Annotated in this window: 13 protein-coding genes and 1 riboswitch; of the genes, 4 read left to right on the forward strand and 9 right to left on the reverse strand. The window is 39.8% G+C overall.

The genetic code is table 11. From position 1 onward, the window contains the following. Positions 1-19: 19 nt before the first annotated feature. From EHO65_RS05790 to EHO65_RS05805, 4 genes are read right to left on the reverse strand one after another with little or no spacing between them, the layout of a single operon-like run. Positions 20-457 carry a TIGR04452 family lipoprotein gene (locus tag EHO65_RS05790; RefSeq protein WP_135773197.1) on the reverse strand — a complete coding sequence of 146 codons (438 nt, stop codon included), beginning with the start codon at positions 455-457 and terminating at the stop codon, positions 20-22. A 47-nt stretch (positions 458-504) separates the two neighbouring features. Then, the gene (locus tag EHO65_RS05795) at positions 505-1,167 is read right to left on the reverse strand and encodes a hypothetical protein (protein ID WP_135773198.1); all 663 of its coding nucleotides are present in this window, start codon (positions 1,165-1,167) and stop codon (positions 505-507) included. Positions 1,168-1,216: 49 nt separating this feature from the next. Beyond that, positions 1,217-1,864, reverse strand: a complete 648-nt coding sequence (locus tag EHO65_RS05800) for a hypothetical protein (RefSeq protein ID WP_135773199.1) — start codon at positions 1,862-1,864, stop codon at positions 1,217-1,219. Continuing rightward, positions 1,865-8,950 carry an RHS repeat-associated core domain-containing protein gene (locus EHO65_RS05805; protein ID WP_135773200.1) on the reverse strand — a complete coding sequence of 2,362 codons (7,086 nt, stop codon included), beginning with the start codon at positions 8,948-8,950 and terminating at the stop codon, positions 1,865-1,867. It lies immediately after the preceding gene. A gap of 436 nt (positions 8,951-9,386) precedes the next feature. On the opposite strand from EHO65_RS05805, the gene EHO65_RS05810 reads away from it, so the two are divergent. From EHO65_RS05810 to EHO65_RS05820, 3 genes are read left to right on the forward strand one after another with little or no spacing between them, the layout of a single operon-like run. Further along, a complete protein-coding gene (locus EHO65_RS05810) occupies positions 9,387-10,256 on the forward strand; it encodes an LA_3334 family protein (protein ID WP_135773201.1) in 870 nt (289 codons plus the stop codon). Then, positions 10,253-11,614 (forward strand): Kelch repeat-containing protein, encoded by a 1,362-nt coding sequence (locus EHO65_RS05815; protein ID WP_135773202.1) that lies wholly within the window; start codon positions 10,253-10,255, stop codon positions 11,612-11,614. Before EHO65_RS05810 ends, EHO65_RS05815 begins: the two co-directional genes overlap by 4 nt. Then, positions 11,611-12,237 carry a hypothetical protein gene (locus EHO65_RS05820; protein WP_135773203.1) on the forward strand — a complete coding sequence of 209 codons (627 nt, stop codon included), beginning with the start codon at positions 11,611-11,613 and terminating at the stop codon, positions 12,235-12,237. Before EHO65_RS05815 ends, EHO65_RS05820 begins: the two co-directional genes overlap by 4 nt. 49 nt (positions 12,238-12,286) lie before the next feature. Here the strand turns inward: EHO65_RS05820 and EHO65_RS05825 are convergent, their stop codons facing one another. The 3 genes from EHO65_RS05825 to EHO65_RS05835 form a co-directional block, all read right to left on the reverse strand. Next, the gene (locus EHO65_RS05825) at positions 12,287-12,925 is read right to left on the reverse strand and encodes an ankyrin repeat domain-containing protein (RefSeq protein WP_167482016.1); all 639 of its coding nucleotides are present in this window, start codon (positions 12,923-12,925) and stop codon (positions 12,287-12,289) included. A 95-nt stretch (positions 12,926-13,020) separates the two neighbouring features. After that, the gene (locus EHO65_RS05830) at positions 13,021-14,181 is read right to left on the reverse strand and encodes a YncE family protein (RefSeq protein ID WP_135773204.1); all 1,161 of its coding nucleotides are present in this window, start codon (positions 14,179-14,181) and stop codon (positions 13,021-13,023) included. Further along, positions 14,181-16,283, reverse strand: a complete 2,103-nt coding sequence (locus EHO65_RS05835) for a TonB-dependent receptor (protein WP_135773205.1) — start codon at positions 16,281-16,283, stop codon at positions 14,181-14,183. The genes EHO65_RS05830 and EHO65_RS05835 overlap by 1 nt, the downstream gene beginning before the upstream one ends. A gap of 26 nt (positions 16,284-16,309) precedes the next feature. Continuing rightward, a riboswitch (cobalamin riboswitch) is annotated at positions 16,310-16,485 on the reverse strand. A 491-nt stretch (positions 16,486-16,976) separates the two neighbouring features. On the opposite strand from EHO65_RS05835, the gene lsa26 reads away from it, so the two are divergent. Beyond that, a complete protein-coding gene (gene lsa26 / locus EHO65_RS05840) occupies positions 16,977-17,717 on the forward strand; it encodes a surface adhesion protein Lsa26 (RefSeq protein ID WP_135773206.1) in 741 nt (246 codons plus the stop codon). Positions 17,718-17,955: 238 nt separating this feature from the next. Here the strand turns inward: lsa26 and EHO65_RS05845 are convergent, their stop codons facing one another. Further along, positions 17,956-19,002 carry a CapA family protein gene (locus EHO65_RS05845; RefSeq protein WP_208743997.1) on the reverse strand — a complete coding sequence of 349 codons (1,047 nt, stop codon included), beginning with the start codon at positions 19,000-19,002 and terminating at the stop codon, positions 17,956-17,958. A gap of 60 nt (positions 19,003-19,062) precedes the next feature. After that, a complete protein-coding gene (locus EHO65_RS05850) occupies positions 19,063-19,563 on the reverse strand; it encodes a hypothetical protein (RefSeq protein ID WP_135773207.1) in 501 nt (166 codons plus the stop codon). Between the last annotated feature and the right edge of the window lie 53 nt (positions 19,564-19,616).

Genomic DNA, 19,616 nt, shown 5'->3' on the forward strand with positions numbered 1-19,616 from the left:
CGAATATTAATTATTAACTTCATTTTCCGCTATTCGAACTTTTACCAATATTTCTATCTAGAAACATATCATTCGGACTTAAATTACAAGTTCGATTGCTCAAGAACGTCGAAAAAGAGTCTTGATCAAGAACGACCCCGAAACTTTGGATGGCTTTGGCACAATGATCCACGTCTTTCTTTTTATAATACTTTGATTCATCCAAACCAAAAACCGCCTCATCTACAAAGGAAGCCAATATAACCTGTGCAATCACATAAGAATCCAACTCTGATCCGGTATAACCCTGCTTTGTAAAATACGAGTTCGCAGTCATATAGTCCCCTATTTTTGCAGCGGCTAATAATTTATCTTTTGCAACATCTCCTTTGTAAGTATCAGTTAATCCTAATGTATCTACTGCGATACAGTTCGCAATAAAAAGTATGATCAACATTATGATATAGATTCGTTTCATTGTTTTCATTTACCTTTGGTAGTTTAAATTTATTGCTTCTTATAAGATCAAGATTCGATTCCCAGATCACAGACCGGTTCTTGTTCACCGGGACGGTTTTTCTCGATCGTGAATTCAATAATGAATCCTTTTCTAGTAAGCTCCGGATCTGTAGAATACCAACCTGTTCTTCGATTTGCAGGATCGGAGCCTTTTGTCCGCATTGCAGGAGTAATTTTCATTCTGACGGAGTGATCCTCCGGAAGATCAAACTCAGGCCAAGCGCCTTCCTTCCGTCCTTCGTTTTCGTCGATGATATAAAAATCGTATTCATTCTTGCCTGACAAAAGAGGCATCCAATACTCGCAGTCATAGGCGAAGTAATCTCTGCGATCTCCGTGAAAAAATTGATCGATCTTAGTGCGTGTAAGACCATCCCTTTTATTTATATAATAATCTTCTGATGGATTGATAGAACGAGGAATTGTATCTCCTTTCGGATAAGGAAAATAGACATCAGGATCCAACCACATTAGGATAAATCTATATTGATTTACTTTATAGAAAAATCTATGTGGTTCATAATTCCCACGTTCTTTGAAATTCTTAACTTCAAATTTTAGAAAATTATTTTTATGATTTTCAATCTTTCTGCCTCGGTAGTGCACAGATAAACAACCTGAAAAAAGAAAGAGGAAGATCAGAATGATCGAAAGGACCTTTATCTTCATAATATCCGTCTGTAATTCCTCAAGACTTCGCACTTTATAGCCATTACACCTATTTCACAAACTCGCAGCCAGACTTGTCCATGTGCAAAGGAGTAGATTCGATAGAAAATAGAATTCGATCTCCCTCAGTGTATTTTACATATTTATTAGGATCGATTTTATCTTCGGTTAAAGTTTCAGGATTTCTAAAATGAATTCGAACCGAATGACCAGGCGGAAGATCCACGGCTTTTGTTATACTTCCACCGCCTATATCCGTACGATTGCGATTATAGCTAAATATAGAATAGATAGATTTTCCAACTGGGACAGGTATATAATATTCACAGCCTGAAATATAATTAAATCTAGGGTCAGACTGAACGATAGGAGGCAAACTTTCCCAATTAGAATAAAACTTTTTCCAATACCATTCTTCCGGCTGTAAACTACGGTTAGGCAACCAATCGTTCTGTAAAAATATCGTAAGATAATAGGTCTTCTTATCTCTTTCCGAAACAAAAAGGCCCGGAGGAGAATATTGAGATTCCGGACCTAAATCTGGAAAATTAAACCGCAAGTACGTACTATCAAAACTTTCTATATCCCAATAATTGTAATTCGGCCCAATCGGACCGCAGAATAACACATTTGTGAAACCCCACATAAATAGAGAAAGGATGAGTATTCGTTTATAATAAAAACATAAACTACTCATTTACAGACTTCCCCCGCAAGCCCCATGAATAGCTCCACCGGCTGTATAGATTGTACTTAGATATTTAATTCCAGTGTAATAGGATATAGTATCCAATGCGATACTTCGCCAATCTCCGGTTACTGCACTCTTGGTTGTGCCCGCCATACCAATCCAATATAATGCATCTGCACTGAAGATTTGAGATATAGAAGGTATTCCAAGAGCAGGCAATCCGGCATAACCAACAAACGCACCTACCGCTGCGATCTGTCCTGCCACAGAATAACAAGCGGCGGTCCGAGCATTCTTCTCATCCCAACGTATATTATTGAAACTTGATTTAGAGTATCCACCCGCTATATATGCCTGAAGAGTAAAGGGGGATAGCGTTGCGCCTACGAGGGCGAGCCCAACACCTAATCCGGAGGAGCCCAAGATAGGTATCGAAGCGCTCACTAGTAGCGCAGTCCCGATTGCAATTGCAAGGGCCGTAGTCACCGTAGCAGATACGACTGATAAAGCTCCCATTCCAACAAGAAGCGTTGTTCCTGCTGCAGACGCGGCCAGTCCAGCTGCCAAAGAAACAGCTGCAACACCAGTCACCACTGCCACAGCCGCAACGGTAGCGCCTAATGTAAATGCAGCAGCGGTCACCAAGGCAGCTGCCCCTGCAGCAGCTAATCCACCTCCGGCCGCAAGCGCAAGTCCGGTAGCAACCGCAGTAACTGCTGCCATAGATGCAACTGGTCCGGCCCCCAAAGCAGTACCTATGATTCCTACAGGGTTGAGCGTTGCAGCAATTCCTAGTCCAGCATCACTCCAACGCTGAGAACTCACATAAAACGCATTTTGAAAGAAGGTGCTTAATGAAAGACTAAAGTTCAAAAATCCGAGTCCGTTCCTTTCCAAGAAACTACTCAAGATACTGTTTCCGCTTGGATCAGTGTATCTGACTGGATTTCCTTCGGTATACATGTACAAGTCCATTCCCATCGGTCTTGTCGTATCCATAACAGAGTCCGCCTGTAAAAATCTTCCAATGACTGGGTCGTAATACCTTGCCTTGAAATAATAAAGACCTGTTTCTTTATCTTCTTCTTGCCCGTTAAATTTATAGCGGAACACATCAGGCCCGGAGGAATCGTTTCTTTGTATTTCTCCATATGGTTTATAAGAAATATGTGATGCTCCTCCCTGGTCCCCGCCTGCGATCCTGTTTCCATTTCCGTCTGTAGCCATTGTAATGGAGCCTAAATGATCAGGATGAAGGAATAAGAAACCACCCACTGGGAGTCCTGCTCCAGAACCCGGACCTCCAGGTTCATATGGAGTATTCACATTCGGAGTATTGGAATCAAATTGGGGAGGAACTAACCAAGGTGGACTCCCATTACCGCCTGGCATCAAAACGGAACAGTTAAAAAAAGAAACGATGAGTATCGGAGAGGTAAATTTTAAGACAGATCTCCAAATTCCTTCTCTAAAGGAAAGGAGCCCGAACCCTAAACTTAAAAAGATCGTTATATATAAAAAACCTAAATTAGTTCCTGGAACTAAGAATAAATATTTAATTCCTCGGATCGAATTATCTTTTGCCGCCCAAGCTAATGTTTTCCACGTAGTTTCTATTCCGGATATTCCGGAAGAAATACTATTACCTTGATAACTTAGAAGTACCGCATCCGTCCTGGTCCATTGTGCTACAAGATCTCCGGAGTTTCCTCGGAAATATAATGTATGTTGTGGAGATTTTCCCGGAGAAATGGAAACCTCATACAATCCGCCTAAGCTGATTGTTTTACTGGAATCACTTAATTTTGTTTTTCGTATCCTGGTTCCTGAAAAATCATAATCGAACCGGATACTTTCTTGGTCTTCCGTTTGGATCTCTTTTAATTTTTGGAAAGGATCGTAACGAAAACTTTCTCCATTCTTAGAGATGATATTTCCGGAGCCGTCGTAGGAATATTGGTAAGAATGATTTTGTCCTGTTACCTTAGTAACCGCATTCTTATGAGAAGGGTTTTCATACGAGTAGGTTAAGTTCCCTTTTTGGAGCAATTTACCGGAATCAGAATATGTATATTCTTCTGTTCCGTAAACTCCGGAGGCTGTCACCAGCCTGTTGACCGAATCATATTGAAAGTTTTGGGTCCTAACCGGATTCTTTTTATCTATGATAGAAAGATAATTTCCGAACTGATCGTAAGTATACTCTATACTTTGGTAAATTTCGGTATCTTTAACCGAAACAAATCTACTATGTTTACGTTTTATTAAATCATAATATATGTCCGTTCTGACACCATTCCCCAATTGTCTTTGGATCTTAAGTTCCCCATTCTCTAAGATTGGCCCTTGGTATTGAACGATTGGAAAATCGGAACCACTTCCATCGCCTGGAGTTAAAGTGATCCCGGAAAGAAATCCTGCTTCCGAATATAGGTTTTTTGAAATACTTCCGTCAGGATATATAGTCTCTTCTATTTGGTTCTGCAGATTGTACTTATTACGAATTACAAATTCTAGATCCTCTTCCGTTAACTTTTTTACGACTATATTTTGGTTTCCTCTTAGATCGTATCCGAACTCAGTTGTCCCGAGTGGATCGGTAACCTTGGTTAATCTTCCGATCCCGTTTTCTTTTTCAGGATCATCATATTCGTAAATATAATTCACTGCTCCGGTTTCAGGAGAATCTCCATTTACTCCGGAAACTCTTCCTAAAATATCATAAGAATATTGTATGCTGGAACCGTTTTGGTATTTTTGTTTAGATAATTTTCCCGAATTAGGATCGTATTCATATTCGATCTTGCCTGAATCAGGATGGACTACCTTGGTTTTTCTTCCTCCAAAGTCCGTTTCGATAGATGTAGTTCCGCTCTCCGGATCTATGATCTCCGAAATTCTACCTGCGGGATCATAAGAATAACGTGTAGTCTTTCCTTGTTGCGTAGATGAAATTATCTGACCTAGCGAATTCTTCTCCTCAACCGTTTCCTTAATTAGATTTCCGTTAAGATATTCCCTGGTTTTAGAGATCAAACCATTGGTTTCAGATTCGATCACTGTTCCATCATTTCTTTCACTTTTGGTTTGGTTCCCTTCTTGGTCGTAAGTATAATCTGTCCAAGAAAAAGGATTGGATCCTTCTAAGTATGGATCAATTTTCCTGGTGACCTGACCCTCCAAATTCCGGTGAGTCTCTTCCACGAGAACAGTTCCATTTACCAGGCTGCTTCTTCTTTTAGAGATATTAGTAATATTATTACTCAAATCTTCCTGCCAAGTCTCACCATTACTGCGGCGGAAGATTTTTCGGACAAGCTGATTCTCTAGGTCCCCGGTGTTTTCATATTCGATTTTTTCGGACCAATCGTTCTCCCCAGGTAGATAACTTTTTGATGGCCTTCCATGAGAATCATATTCCGTTCTGGAAATTCCTCCGTTTTGGTCCGTATTGGATAATTCCAAACTATTCGAAAGATCATAAGACTTTAATGTGACCTGACCCAAGCCATTGGTCATTTTGATTGGGAATTTATGTAGAATATTATCATATTCTACAGTGATCAAATTACCGTTAGACTCTTTTACAAGATTCGGGTTTCCGTAAGAGTCGTAAGATCGGATTGCCTCAGTTTTCCAAATGCCTGGACTCATCTCCTCTTTCACTGCAGATATTTGAAAATTAGAATATTCTATTTTTCTGTGAGATATTAATTCCCCATTCTTTAAAATTTGGATATCTACAGGCTTTCCTAATACACCCTCGTTCCAATCATTCAGATAAGAAACTTTTTCACTAGCAGTGACCCCGTTGATACTTGTATCTTTTCGGGTAATATTTCCATACGTATCATAAGTTTTAGTTATTGTAGAAGATTGAAATAACTGACCTCCACGATATACATTCTCCAAACTACTCGTTTCCTGGACCAGTAACCCGCCATTCGAAGAGATAGATTTTTGGAAGTTCTTATAAGATTCGGAAATTTTGAGTCCATTTTTAGATTTTGTTTGAGATGTAGGAATTCCGACTGCCTCCAAAAATGGAGCATCATATTTTGTTTCTGTAATTGAGCTTGCGATTGTATTCTTCTCTTCTATCTTCTGGAACCCTAAATACCCGGAATTCCGAAACCCACCTCTATAAAATCTAGAGAAGAAATACTTATATGAATTTTCCCCTAAGATCGAAGAACCTGCTTTCTGGGAAAGTTTAACTGTAAGAAAATCAGGAAATACTAAAGGAAGTATTTCGGGCCGATCCGGATCATATAAACCCAGTCCATTTGCAGTCGGATGATTTTTAGAAAGAGAATATTCAAGTTGTACACTTACATTTCCATCGGAAACATAAGAACCGTTTTCAATCTTAGTCAAAAGGCCTGCGGGGACATCAGAACGAAATTTCAAAAGATGCAATTCTAGATTGGATTCATAAGGGATCTGGCGATAAGTAACCGTATTCACAAATGGAATACTAGATGCCACGGAATTTTGAAGGGGCTTTTTATCTCCATTCAAGCCTAAAAGTTCAGGCTTGCCGTCACCATTGATATCTAAGGGAAGAAGATATCCTCCAGTCATCCAAGACTCGTCCCCGTCGGCAGAGTAAAACAGATTTCCAGAAGGATCAGTTTTTGAATAAGAAACAATCAATTTAGATTCGGAGGAATCATATCGAAGGAAGTCAGCTCTTCCGTCTCCATTTAAATCTATAAATTCTTTTCTGTTTCTCCAATTGAAATAAGCATTATCTGAAGAACTTCCAGATGGGTTTACGGAAGGTAGATAGTCGTTCAGATCTATAGAAATTTCATAATATGTTATATTCGTAATGTTTACTGAAAAATTCCGAACAGTTACGGTTTGAGGAAGAGAATCCTCATCCTCATTATCAGGTTCTTCCGTACTGCTTACATTTGCTCGGAGAATATCCGGGACCCCATCTCCATTTAAGTCCTGAGTAAGATCCTGATTCCAATACAAAGAAAAACCTGGAAGATAATCGGACTGAGAAGTATCGTAAACCTGTACCGTAAAATATGGATTTGTTAGATCTGAATAATTATAAATAACCTTATCCTTAATCCCGTCCCCGGTTAGATCAATTTCCACATACACTTGGTTAGAGGCGGAAGAACTTAGTCTTTGTTTAGAAGCAAACGCCCCATTTACACCGACTGTCTGGTAAGCACCACCTCCATTCGTCCTAAACTTTCTTCCATCGAATGGATAATAATGGATGGTGCCCTGTCCTGTAGCTCCTGAGAAAAATGCAAAATCAGGATAACCATCTCCATTCAGATCCGAAATGAATTGGTCCCCATCATTCCCAAACGAAGATCTGGAAATTTCAGTTTCTTCTATTTCAACTAAACTACCATTTTTAAAATCGTAAAATGTTAAGATCAATCTTGGATCGGAAGTTCCGCTTATCCTAAGCAGATCCGGGATCCCATTCTTGTCCATATCCACAAATCCCTGGAAAGAACTTCCTGGATCTGTAATATTCAATAATTGTGATTTTTGGAAACCTGAACCGGTAGAAAGATAGATCTGGATCTTAGTAGAAGTTTTAGCCTGTAAAAGATCAGTTTTACCGTCACCATTTACGTCTGCCAAAAAATGATACGGTTTAGTTTGTTGCAGGTTTTCCGCAACGAGTTCAGAATATTCCACAGAATTTAGATCCGGACCATAATATACGATCCCCTTAGCACCATTCGACTTCAGGACCAAAAAATCCGTCTTACCGTCTCCATTAAAATCTCCCGGAAGAATTTTACCATCTGTGGTAACACCGATCGGATTTCCTTTGGATTCTCCAATCGCAGAGATCGGATCTAAATTTTCAGTATCCCAAGAAGAAAGTTTGGAAACTGAAAATCTTTGGCTGTCCATATTTCCTAAAACACGGACCATTTCAGGGCTTCCGTCCCCATCAAGGTCCGCAGGAACTGCAAAGGACATTTCCACACCGTTTGTGCAAATATCCTGAAAATTCTGTATTCCGATCTTACAAAGAGCCGGAGCACTATATTGACTCGCAACAATACAACCCCAGTCCGCTGTACAGGTACAGGCCGCAACAGTTGCATCACAAGCAGACTTTACACTCGGGTCAGAAGCTCTATAAGAATTCTGGAATGTTTTTCCGGATGAATGTACATACTGAGCCTGATTGGATCTATTTGAATAGGAAAAGGTGATCGGTTTATAATTTTTACGATGAAAAGAAGAAAGAAATGTATCTCCGTTTAAGATATCATATTCGAATTCATAAAGTTCGCTTAAGTTTTCCGAACCACTGGAGTCTTTTGAATATACTTCAATTTTTTCTAATCTTTTCTTGCGAGAAAGAGGTTTGGTCAGAGAGAATATTTTTTCCCCAAATCTTTCGGATTGATCCTCATAAATAAAAAGTATTCTAGCATTTCCTCTAGCGTAGACTACCTCTTTTGGTAATACATCGGCAGATTGCAAATTTTCGGGATCATACTGGATATCATAACCGTTCCCAAATCTGTCTCTAACCTTATCCAAATAGAAAGCGATAGGCACTCCATCCGAATCTAATCTGGAATTTGAACCTCCGGAAAAGTTTTTACCGTATTCGTAAATGATCCCATTTTTATCTCGGACTTTCCAAACGGAACCGTCGAACTCTGTCTTAGAAAAATTTTCGAATTTGAATTTATAATTCCCATTCGTATCAGAGACCATTTCGCCGAATTGAGAAGAAATGTATCCATCTGAAGAAACAAAATGAACTCCTAGGTTCGGATTTTTAGAGATCTGAGGAAATCCACCCAAGGACCAACCCTTCCCCAAAACCCCAGAGCCTGAACCGGAATATTGGATATTGATCGCCGGAACTATATCTCCAGTGCCGGGAGGAACTTGGATAGAAAGTGAAAATCCAGGTTTACCATAAGAATTCACACTAACATCCGGAAATGGAAGAGGGATCTCGGTTTCTAATCCGAATAACGTGGAGAAAAAAGAGTAAATCGGGCGTAGAGGATTCCAAGCTAAAAGTAGAATTGCACTACAAAATATAATAATTACATAATATCTTCCGGTCCTAAACATTAGCTTGCTAAATCCTTCTGTAAATTTCCGGAATTCGATCCGGAAGGAAATAGCCGAGCTGTGAGCGGTTCACCTAAAGGTGATCTTTATATATAAAAGCACTAACGCGTTTAAAATTTTCGATGTCAAACACAAATATCCCAATTTAGGATATTAAAAGTCATAATATCCACATTCTTTTTTCAAATATCCCGAATTGGGATTTACTCAATTTGCTTTTTTTGGAATTTAGAATCCATATTCCGCACGAATTCCTGGATTTGGTGAAAGAAGAGAGATCACTAAAGGAACATACAATATTTAAAATATACCAAATTAGGATATTTTGTACGAATTCAAAATAATTTTCTTTCTTTTTACTCGAAGAAGTCACATCCCATCCAATAAGGAGGATCGGATTTTCTATTTCGATCTTTCTTCATCTGAAATACATTTTATGTCCAAAAAGTTTGCTTTCGTATTTTATGGGATCTTCTTCTTCCCTTCTTATCTTTTCACTTCTGAAATATTATTTAAAAATGGAGATGCTTATATTGCTGAAGAAGTTTCGGAAGAGCCGGAGTATATTCTTCTCTCTTGGAAAGAGAAAAAATATAGGATTCCCAAATTAGAACTCCAACGAATAGATCCCAGAAAGAAGGGCCCGGATTCTTCCTACCGCTATTCTGAATTCAAACTTTCGGATGGAACCCAACTTAAAGGGATCTTGATCGAAAAGAAAGAGAACAAACTTATCTTAAAAACGGAACTTGGTTTCGTTGAGTTAGATAGATATAAGATCCTTTCTCATAATTTTGATGAGATCTCATCCGAAGTGCCTATCATTCCGGAAAAATATCTATTAGAAACTTCTAAACAAAAAGACTGGAGGATCGGTCTTTTCGGCTCCGGATATTATTCCTGGGGACCATGGGGACAAACATTCCCGATCACATATGGAGTAGGCGCATTCTTGGAAAGGGACGCAAACTCAAAGTTTTGGTTCTTCGGGGCCATATCCGAAGCATCTATCGGAAAAGGAAAGAACGGAAACTTAAGTGTATGGAGCCAATCTTTGTATTTTGGTAAATATTACGGATATTCTTCCCCTTATTGGTTGGTCGGCGCCGGTTTCAGCAATTTAACAAGGACTGGAGATGAAAGGATCTCTGCGATCAATCCGGATCTGATCTTTGAATTCGGTTGGAACTGGCAGACAGAATCCAGGTCTTCTATTCGAATAGGTATTCGTTCTCAATGTAGTATAGAAGAAGGCTCTAATTTCTGCAGGTCCGGATTAAGATTCTCTTGGGGGCTTGCAATATGAGAGGAATATATTCCGTTTTTATAATTCTATTTATATCCAAATATTTTTGCTTTTGTACCGCAGCCGGTTTATCTGAAATTTTAGGAGAAGAATCTGCCAGGGCAGAATTTGCATTTGTAGCCAAATTAGGCCCGAACTCTGCTGTTCTTTCTTGGAATTGTTCGAAAGTTTCCAAAGGTACAATGTATACGAGCGAAGGAATTATTCCGAGCACCCAATCTTCTAAAACCCATTTTTCAGAATGGAAAAACTTAAATGCAAACACTTCTTATAAAGTGATATTAACCTGCGGATCTCAAAAGATAGAAGAAGGTAGTATTTTAGAATTTACCACATGGATCTCGAATGATCCTCCCAAAACAAGAGGGATTTGGATCTTAGGTGGAATCGGAAATGACGGGCTCCCTATCAAAGAAGTGGATCTGTTTGATCCTGTAACAGACATTTGGTATTCTTCCATTACAAACGTTCCTAGTCCAAGGATTTTCGCTTCTATTGTTCATCATAAAAACAAAATATATGTGATTGGCGGAATGGAAAATGTTTCCGGAACATATGTTTCCTCTTCCAAAGTGGAAGTGTATGATCCTTATACAAATATTTGGGAAACAAAATCTTCTTTGCCTTCAGGTTCGATTGGAGCGGTAGCGGGCTCTATAGGTGGTGAGATCTATATTCTTTCCGGATCGAACTCTACCGATATGACGAATGGCCCAGTATTTAATACAATTCTAAAGTTCTATCCTGAACTTGGAATTAACGGCCAATGGATCTCTTTTTCTTCTGCATCTACTATATTTAATAGAGTGGATATGTCCGGCTGTGCAATCAATGGAGTCATTTTTTATACTGGCGGAAGGACCTATAATAGTGGAAGCGCAAACTCAAGCACCGATGGTTTTGCTGCTTCGGCAAATACTACTACTTCTTTTAGCGAGCCTAGTTTAGGAGAATCCAAACATGGAGCGGCCAGCGTTTGTATTTTACCGTCTTCTCAAGATCCTTTTCCTGCAGATGGAGTTTACTTTGCAGTTATAGGAGGTTCAACGGGTTCCGGAAATGTGTTTCAACCTGCTACTTCTATAATTCCTACAAATAGAACCGAGTTTTACCAATTAGGTTCCGGCTCTTTTTCCTTAGGCCCAAGTCTTCCTGCGTCGATTTATTTTCCTGCAGTCCAAACTTCTTACGAGACTCGTAAAATTTTCTCTTTTGGTGGAGCTTCTTCTATTAATATTCCCGAAAATACCGTGTATTCTTTGGATTCCGGAAATCCATTAGGTTCCGCTTGGGTAACTCATTCTTCACCTATGCCAAGAAGAAGATATGCTCATAAGGCAATTCGGATCGACAGATGAAAGTTGCACTTCTGAAATCTGTATTTTTTAGAATAACAGTCTTTTCCATTCTAATCATCTCTCCATTATTTTTATTATCAGAAGAAGATCCGATTGAAAGCGAGTGGATCCGAGAAGGAAACATTCTATTAGAATCCAAACAATTCGAAGAAGCTTCCATATTGGCAAATTCTATTTTAGAATCGGATCCTTCCAACTCTAAGGCTGAATTTATTTTAACCCAAGCCTGGATCGGAATTGGCAGAGAAGAAAAGAAAAAGGGGAATTTTAAGAAGGCGAAAGAATATTTAGAAAAAGCTTATAATAAATGGCCTCTAAATGAAAATATTCAAAAGGAACTTAGGGAGTTAGAGGATACCGGGAAACAATTCAAAAAAACAACTTTGCAGCACCAAAACAATTACATTAAAGAAAGCGTAACCAACAAAAGTACGGAAGATCTTATTCTTAGTATCAACCTTCTCCGCCTAGAAATTGAAAAGCTGAAAGGTGAATTAGAAACGGAAAGAATAGAACGCGAAAAAGAAAATATAAATACGACAAATATTTACTGGTTCTATCTACTTTTAGGGATACAGATTGTTGTTCTATTCGGAATTTTTCAAAAAATTAGAAAAATTTAATACTCTATCTAAAAACATTCGTTGATCATAAAATCAAAAACTGTAAAAACTAAGCGCTAAAAGCAACCCCTCTTTCTGCAGCGATCTCTCTCGCGGTTTTACCCTCTTCCGTCTTAAGATCAGGATTTGCTCCCTTCTTCAATAATAAAGTAACAATCTGTTCATTTCCTTGTCTGGAAGCGGCAATATGAAGAGGGGAAAAACCGCCGTCTTGAGTAAAGTTCGGATCCGCGCCATGTTCCAAAAGTAATGCAACTGCGTCTACTCTCCAGGAAGCAACCGCAGAATGTAATGCAGTATTACCGATCGATAATTTACTTTTAGACTTAGCGTGTATGTCCGCTCCCTTCTCCAATAAAAATTGAATAATAGGAAGTCTTCCAAAATGAGATGCCAAATGTAAAGGTGTCCAACCGTCAGGACTATAAGAGTGAACAATGCTCGGATTGGAATTTACTAACTCTTTGACTCTCTCCTCATTCCCCAAAGCCGCTGCTTCGAATAAATTAAGAGGAATTCCTAAGTTAAGATACGAATTGATTATATCATCTTTGCCGTAATAAAGAGCAAAAAGTACAGGAGTAATCCCTTCCGGATTTTGTTTGGAGGCTAGATCCGGATTTTCTCTTAAAGAATAAATAACCTGGGCTTTATGGCCCGCAGCAATCATTTGGAACATATCGGAAATCAAGGAATAGGCCTCCGAAAAACAACGAAGGATCATCCATTCTTTTAGGGCTTTGTCAATCCGCTTTCGACTTGGGGTCAAGAATTCTATTAGAATTATTCTTTGAGCTGTATCAGGTCGAAAGGTTGGAGATCCACAGAGATAGGAGCCGGGGTTAAAAGCCGATTGTCTCTGGTATCGAACATAGTAACTCCGGGTTGAGTGAATTGGGTATTGGAAACGTAAAGTATTTCGTCCTCCGCAAGTAAGATTGTGGTCAAACTTGCATCATAAGAAGAAGGAATAAAAAGTAAAGTCGACAACTTCTGCCCGGTACTTGGATTAAATACTTGTAATGTTTTATTAAAAGACGCGTCCAGAACGCTTGCGTAACCCAGTTGTTCGTTTTTGATCTGAACCCCGAGTATATCCCCGCCCGCAGCAGCTTCCTGAAACAAAAAGCCTGAGCGAAAAGTCCGAGAAGAAAGTCTGAATGCCACCACCCCGCCGTCAATCTGGCTTAAAAAACCCATTCTATTTGCGGCAGCAAAGACCAAATGAGTCTCTCCGAAAAGTTCCAACATCTGAGGCTTGCCTACAGGATTCGGGACCGGAAATGTATAAGTTGAAATAATAGAATCTGTTACAGTATCTATTTCTAAAAGAAGAGACCCCCAAGCCCCAGGAGGGAAATACCCGCTCGGATCGTTTCGATCCAATCTTTGTAATGTCACAAAAAGGCGAGTGCCTACGATCTGCATTCCTGACATTTCGGGAAGATTGTCGGGTATAGCGCTTGGTTCCGAATATCCGCCCAGATCAATCTGCCCAAGACTTGCTCCAGTCAAAGGATGAATGATTCTTAATATTCTAGATCCATAAAGTGAAACGTAAGCCTTGTTTAGACCTACAATCGCAATATCTGTAGGATTTGTTCCTGCCCCCATGGACCATTCCGCCCTAGTTTGGAATCCGAAATCCGGATCTAAAACTTGAACGCTATCCCTATTTAAACGATTTAGAATATAAACTTTACCATTCCCGAACCTTGCTACTGCGTCGGAATGAATCGGTGTCAATCCGGGATAAGAAAGAAGAAGTTCCGGATTTAATACCTTAAATCTTCCCCCGCTTGCAAAATCAGTGGTGACTACTCCTATATTATTAGGAAGATTCGGAGTTAAGAATAATGTATATAAAGGTGGTCTTTCTATATCCCCGCAGAAGGTAAGTAAGATAATAAAACCGGGAAGAATGAAACGTGCCGCCGATCTCACTAAAACCTCCCACTTAAGGTGATAAACCAATTTCTTCCCGGAAGAGGATATCCTACGATATCCTCTACTCTTTTATCTCCCATATTCCTAAGATCTATGCTTAAGAGCAGTTCTTTGGGAGTCTTTTCCCCTTTTTTATTAGGATCCTCTTCCTCGGGAGAAGTATATAATACAAGTGTAAGATACGCGTTCCAAATTTGGCGAGCAGGTTGGTAATTTACGTATTCATTTGTCCTGTCTTTGAATACGGCTCCTACATACACTCCTTCAAAACCAAGTTCCCAGGTTTTTCCTCTATATGCAATTGTTCCTGAAATCTCATGTTTAGGCCTGAGAGGAAGATACTTTCCGTTGAGATACGGCGCGGGAGAAGTATTGATCGCTTCTTGGTAAGTATATTCTAATAAAAATTTCCAGCCCTTATATTCCGTCTTATGAGAAACTTCCGCTCCGTCAATTCTGGCTGAGTCCACATTTTCAGGTCTTAATGTGAATTGTGAATTCGGAATGAATAGGATCATATCCTTGATCCTTTTTCTAAAGTAGGAAACCGTAATATTGGATTTAAGTTCTCCGTTTTTATATCGTCCGGTAATACCAGTATCTCCATTCTCACTTCTTTCCGGTTTAAGAGAATCGTTTGCTAGGATCGTTCCAACTTCCCCAAAAAGTTCTAAGAAACTTGGAATTCGATATTGTTTTGCGATATTGGATTTGAATTCCAAAGAATAATTTTCTTTTTCCCAAAATCTCCATAATAGTCCAGTTTTAGGATTCGAAAATTCGGTGGTTTTTATTGAAGAAGCGAACGGATCTTGTTTTCTATACCAAGGTTCGTCGGATTGGAATTTGTCTCTATACGAATCCCAAGAAACTCCCGGAGTCAAAACTAACTTTCCATCTAAAAATCTAAACTCGTCCTCTACTTGAAAAGTAGTATAGGTCCTTGTTTTCCCAGGCTCGTATTTTAAATCTATATTTTGAGGTGTACTTCTGGATCTTTCGAAAGTTTCCCTTTCTACCCCCGCATGAAATTTCAAAATTTGATAATATTCTAATAAATAGAAAGTAGGAGTGATCTGAAAACCGGACTGCCCCATCTGAGCGGAAGAATTAGGAGTTCCTTTGGAAAATTCCGATTTTGGATCGAATAGATCATCATTCGTAAATGAAGTAAAGGCCCGAGTCTCTAATCTTAATAATCCATCAAATAAACCTTTCGTATCCGTTCCAATTGAAGAAGTATTTCTAAGATATCTGCGATGAACCTGTTGCGTTTGATTACTTGCAGGTCCAGGAATTCCATGAAATCTATAATTTAGATCATTCCAAAATTTAATTTTAGTAGCCCCGATATCGCCGCTAAGCCCGATCATACCCGAAGTTCTTTCGTATTGTGCGTTTCTTCTTCTATCGATCGTATCGTCCAGAGGATTGACTAGTAAGGTTCCATGATTATTTAAATAGGAGAAGTTTTGGTCCGATTTTTCTCCCAATAAGAATACGCTGGTGCCGATCCCTCCATACGTTCCAGTATGCGTTATGCTACCTTTTCCGGTATTAAAACTTCCTGCTCCTATATTAACCCGAGTTTTAGGAGGTCCGGATCCGGTTCTTGTAACTAAGTTTACACTTCCGCCGATCGCTGAACCTGAAAATCCAACGGGCGCGCCACTTCTATAAACTTCAATACTTTGTAAATTATCGAAGGGAAGATCCGCGAGATTTACTTCTCCACCTTGCGAATTATTAAAAGGGACTCCATCTATATAGATCCTAGATTGGTTCGGGTTCGTTCCTCGAAGAGAAAGAGTTGAATATGAACCGAGACCACCGTATCTTCTGATCCTAACACCGGCCTCTCTTTCTAAAACGTCCGGAAGATTCGTATAACGTGCATTGTATTGGTCCAGATCGATAGAAGTCTGGAAACCAGTTGGATTCTTTCTAAAATTTTCGGGTTGAGAATTCGAACTGGTCTTTCCCACCACCTTAACAGTGGAAGTTTCAGTCTTCTGGGACTCTTGGGAAAATATTTGGACGGAAAATAAAAAGAGCCCTAGATGAAGTATCTTTCCGAATCGTTTGGGTCTTTTGTGCATTGAGGCCTTAACTCCCGAAAGCCATAGAATTGAAAGTAGCTCTGATAGGTTTTCTGACTCACGCGAAGGTTCGGACCCTTCCCGTCTTTCGACAGTGGTTTTGTCCGACCGTTTAGGCGTTTACAGCTGCGGGTACAGCTCCGGATTTTCACCGGATTCCCTTTTCCGATCTACTTGCAAGACCAGGTTCCCAACCCAAGTCGAAGGGGCAATCTCAAAAAGGTCTTACCGCCTCTTGCTTACGCAAGACCGGGCTGCTCTGCGCGAAACTTTTTGTGCATTTATTGGTTCACACGGAGAGCACTGAGATCACGGAGTTTGTTTACAATGTAGGAACTCCTACAATCAGTCTCTTCTCCACTTGGCGGCTTCGCGTGAGAAGCAAATGCAGTGACTTTTAGATCACGCAAAGGCGCCAAGACCGCTAAGATTTTTAGGTTCAAGAACCCGCCAGGGATGCGCAGGGCTTTAGTCCGGACAAGGCCCGGATGAGTGTCAACGAACCCGAAGCAGCCCGATCCGAAGGAGGCGGCCAAAACTCCTCTGAAACCTGCATGTTGGAGATCCTACATTTTCGAATTCACAAAGAAATATTTTCTTGATGTAAGATAAAAATCGGAAAGGATTCACGAATTCGTGGCCCAAAGGGAATCCTTTAGGGTCTACCTACATAACAGGGAGCACCGAACTCGAATGAAACGAATTCCATCCTTAAGATTTCTTTTATTAGGGATCTTTATTTTAACTACCTCATCCTTATCCGCAGCCGGAACTTATTCCGAGGGTTGGACTGTTGCAAAATTGGTCCAATTCGAAAGCAGAGGGGTTATTTTTGAATCTTACGAAGGTCTGTTAGAAGTTTATACTATAAACGATTCAGAAGCTTGCGACGAATTGAAGGACGAATGTTTTGTTCCGGCAAAACAAAAGATCGAATTCAGCGTACGTCCTGAAAACGCAGATGTGGTGAACTTCTTAAGCAAAAGTTTAAACCAAGAAATTTTGGTCCAATACAGGGTCCATAGATTTGAAGCAATCGCATTGTCTTCCGATTACGAAGTAATAGGAGCTCAACTACAAGAGAGATCTCTTCCAAAAGGTCTGCCTGATAAGATCGTAAGCAAAAGTAAATCAGGTGGAAAAAGAAATTTTTCCGTTACAGGGCGTATTCTAAGTTTAGAATATAAGGGAACTATGATTGGGACTTGGGAAGGATTATATCTGGACGAGACCAGAAACAAAATCCATCCATTCTCGATAACCGACGAAGAGATCGCGACCTTTGCCACAAACACTATTAAATTTGGACTTAGATATTTCTTAGGAGTTTCTGTAGCTTACGTAAAAGGTATGAGAAATTCTTACTACGATATTTATGAAATTAACTTCAAAGCTCCTGCGGGCGCGTTGGAGCCGGTTGGCAATACCCAATAATTCACATTAAGATTTTGTTAAGTAAAAGACCGATGTAGGAGTTCCTATATCGGTCTTTTTTATTTTAGAGTGCCACTGTAGGAGTTCCTACATGGTTTCGAAGGCGGCCCCCACCCTGTTTAGGGTGGAGGAGGCGGGTTAGTGGGAGAAGCCGTTTCCCCTATATCAGATAATCGTAAAATTTCCAATTAAAAATAGGGGCGAGATTTGTAGGAGCTCCTACATGAAATAACTTCAATTAAGGATGGAAATTTCCATCCAACTGAATTTTCGGTCCTTTGCCAGGGAAATCCGATTTAGTCAAAGACTGGATCAGCTCCGTGGTCTTAGCATCCGGATCCGGAGCAGGAATTCCATTCTGGCTTAACTGCAATGGATGGATCTTGCCTTTGATAAAATTCCCTTGTTTGTCCAGGTCTGCTTCCAAGACCAAAGAATAACCGCCGTATCCTTTCGTAGAGAATACTCTATATCCCAAGAAATTTCCTAAAGAATAAGCGATCAGTTTTCCTTTATACAATTCGAATGCTCTAGGCAAATGAGGACCATGTCCTATGAATAGATCTGCTCCTGCATCGATCAGTGAGTGAGAAAGAGCGACCAAGTTTCCCCTATATTCTCCGTAAAATCTTTCTTGTTCATTTTTTACGTGTAGAGCTGGTCCGCCTTCTGCTCCACCATGAACGGAGATGAAAACCAATTGCGCTTTTTTCTTAGCTTCTTTTACAAGAGCCACACCTTCTTCAATATGGTTCACATGATTATGAGCGCTTTCCATATGGCTGAATCCGATCCAAGCCACAGAAATTCCTTTTACGTTCATATAAGTGATTGCACCTTTTTTGCCAGTGTATCTGACTCCGGCTTCTGAAAGATTTTTACCTGTATCATCGAAACCTTGTTGGTGAAAATCTAAACTATGATTGTTCGCGATGGAAACTATATCGAATCCAACATCTTTTAGAATTTTTGCATATGATGGAGGAGTTCTGAAAGCAAAGATAAGTGGACGATTTATATTTTTAGCGCAATGAGGATAATCAGTCAGAGTACTTTCAAAATTCGCAAATAGTATATCTGCACCTCTCAAACTTGGCTCCACCTGAGAGAACAAAGTGTTTTTAGGATCTGAAGGAAGTTTATTCTCTGGATAATTGGTTCCCATAACCAAATCACCCACAGCTTTGATTTTTAAAGTTTCAGGTTCTACAGATTCAATCGGCTGGCATTGGGAAAATAAAAGAGAAAGTCCTAAGAGAGAGGACAATGCAAGGATTCTATACATAGGGGAAGGATTTTAGAAACCCTATCCCTGGCAAAGCGGTTTTTCTACGGTAAAGTCCTTTCAGGGACCTACTACCACTTGATTCAATTGGATCAATAAAGGAAGAGATCCTGCATCAGCACCAACAGTAAGCCCAGAGGCTTGAGAAGTCACTTCTCCACTCACCGTATATTTTACTATACAGGCTCCTGAATTAACTGTACTGAAATTCAAATTGTTTATAGGACTATATGGAGGACTGAAAGAAAAAGGCCAAAAATTTGGGGAAGTACCTGACGGACAACTAGATACATCTATATCGAAACCTACGGTTACATCCTTACTCGTCCAGTCGGAAGGAACCGATCTAAGGCCCACTTGGTATGTTACGGTCCCGCCCGCAGTTACAGACAATGCGACTGGAGTAAATACAAGCAACGAACCACCACCTGCCAACAAGGCCAGTAAAGCTCCTTGTTTTTCGGGATCTTTTTTATCTTCTTCCGATAAACCTAGAAACTCTTTACCTATATCTGTTCCCGTAAGCACAAGTCCACAGTTTACGTTATGGGCAATGAGCATAAGGAAGATAAGACTTGTTATAAATTTATTTCTAAGACAAAGAGAAGTTCGCA

Source organism: Leptospira andrefontaineae (genome assembly GCF_004770105.1).
Taxonomy (GTDB): Bacteria; Spirochaetota; Leptospiria; order Leptospirales; family Leptospiraceae; genus Leptospira_B; species Leptospira_B andrefontaineae.

What these genes read in the sequence shown, in the direction of transcription:
- EHO65_RS05800 (WP_135773199.1), bottom strand. Translation starts at nt 1,864, where the DNA reads ATGAGTAGTTTATGTTTTTATTATAAACGAATACTCATCCTTTCTCTA.
- EHO65_RS05795 (WP_135773198.1), bottom strand. Translation starts at nt 1,167, where the DNA reads ATGAAGATAAAGGTCCTTTCGATCATTCTGATCTTCCTCTTTCTTTTT.
- EHO65_RS05810 (WP_135773201.1), top strand. Translation starts at nt 9,387, where the DNA reads ATGTCCAAAAAGTTTGCTTTCGTATTTTATGGGATCTTCTTCTTCCCT.
- EHO65_RS05820 (WP_135773203.1), top strand. Translation starts at nt 11,611, where the DNA reads ATGAAAGTTGCACTTCTGAAATCTGTATTTTTTAGAATAACAGTCTTT.
- lsa26 (WP_135773206.1), top strand. Translation starts at nt 16,977, where the DNA reads ATGAAACGAATTCCATCCTTAAGATTTCTTTTATTAGGGATCTTTATT.
- EHO65_RS05805 (WP_135773200.1), bottom strand. Translation starts at nt 8,950, where the DNA reads ATGTTTAGGACCGGAAGATATTATGTAATTATTATATTTTGTAGTGCA.
- EHO65_RS05815 (WP_135773202.1), top strand. Translation starts at nt 10,253, where the DNA reads ATGAGAGGAATATATTCCGTTTTTATAATTCTATTTATATCCAAATAT.
- EHO65_RS05850 (WP_135773207.1), bottom strand. Translation starts at nt 19,563, where the DNA reads ATGCTCATTGCCCATAACGTAAACTGTGGACTTGTGCTTACGGGAACA.
- EHO65_RS05835 (WP_135773205.1), bottom strand. Translation starts at nt 16,283, where the DNA reads ATGCACAAAAGACCCAAACGATTCGGAAAGATACTTCATCTAGGGCTC.
- EHO65_RS05790 (WP_135773197.1), bottom strand. Translation starts at nt 457, where the DNA reads ATGAAACGAATCTATATCATAATGTTGATCATACTTTTTATTGCGAAC.
- EHO65_RS05845 (WP_208743997.1), bottom strand. Translation starts at nt 19,002, where the DNA reads ATGTATAGAATCCTTGCATTGTCCTCTCTCTTAGGACTTTCTCTTTTA.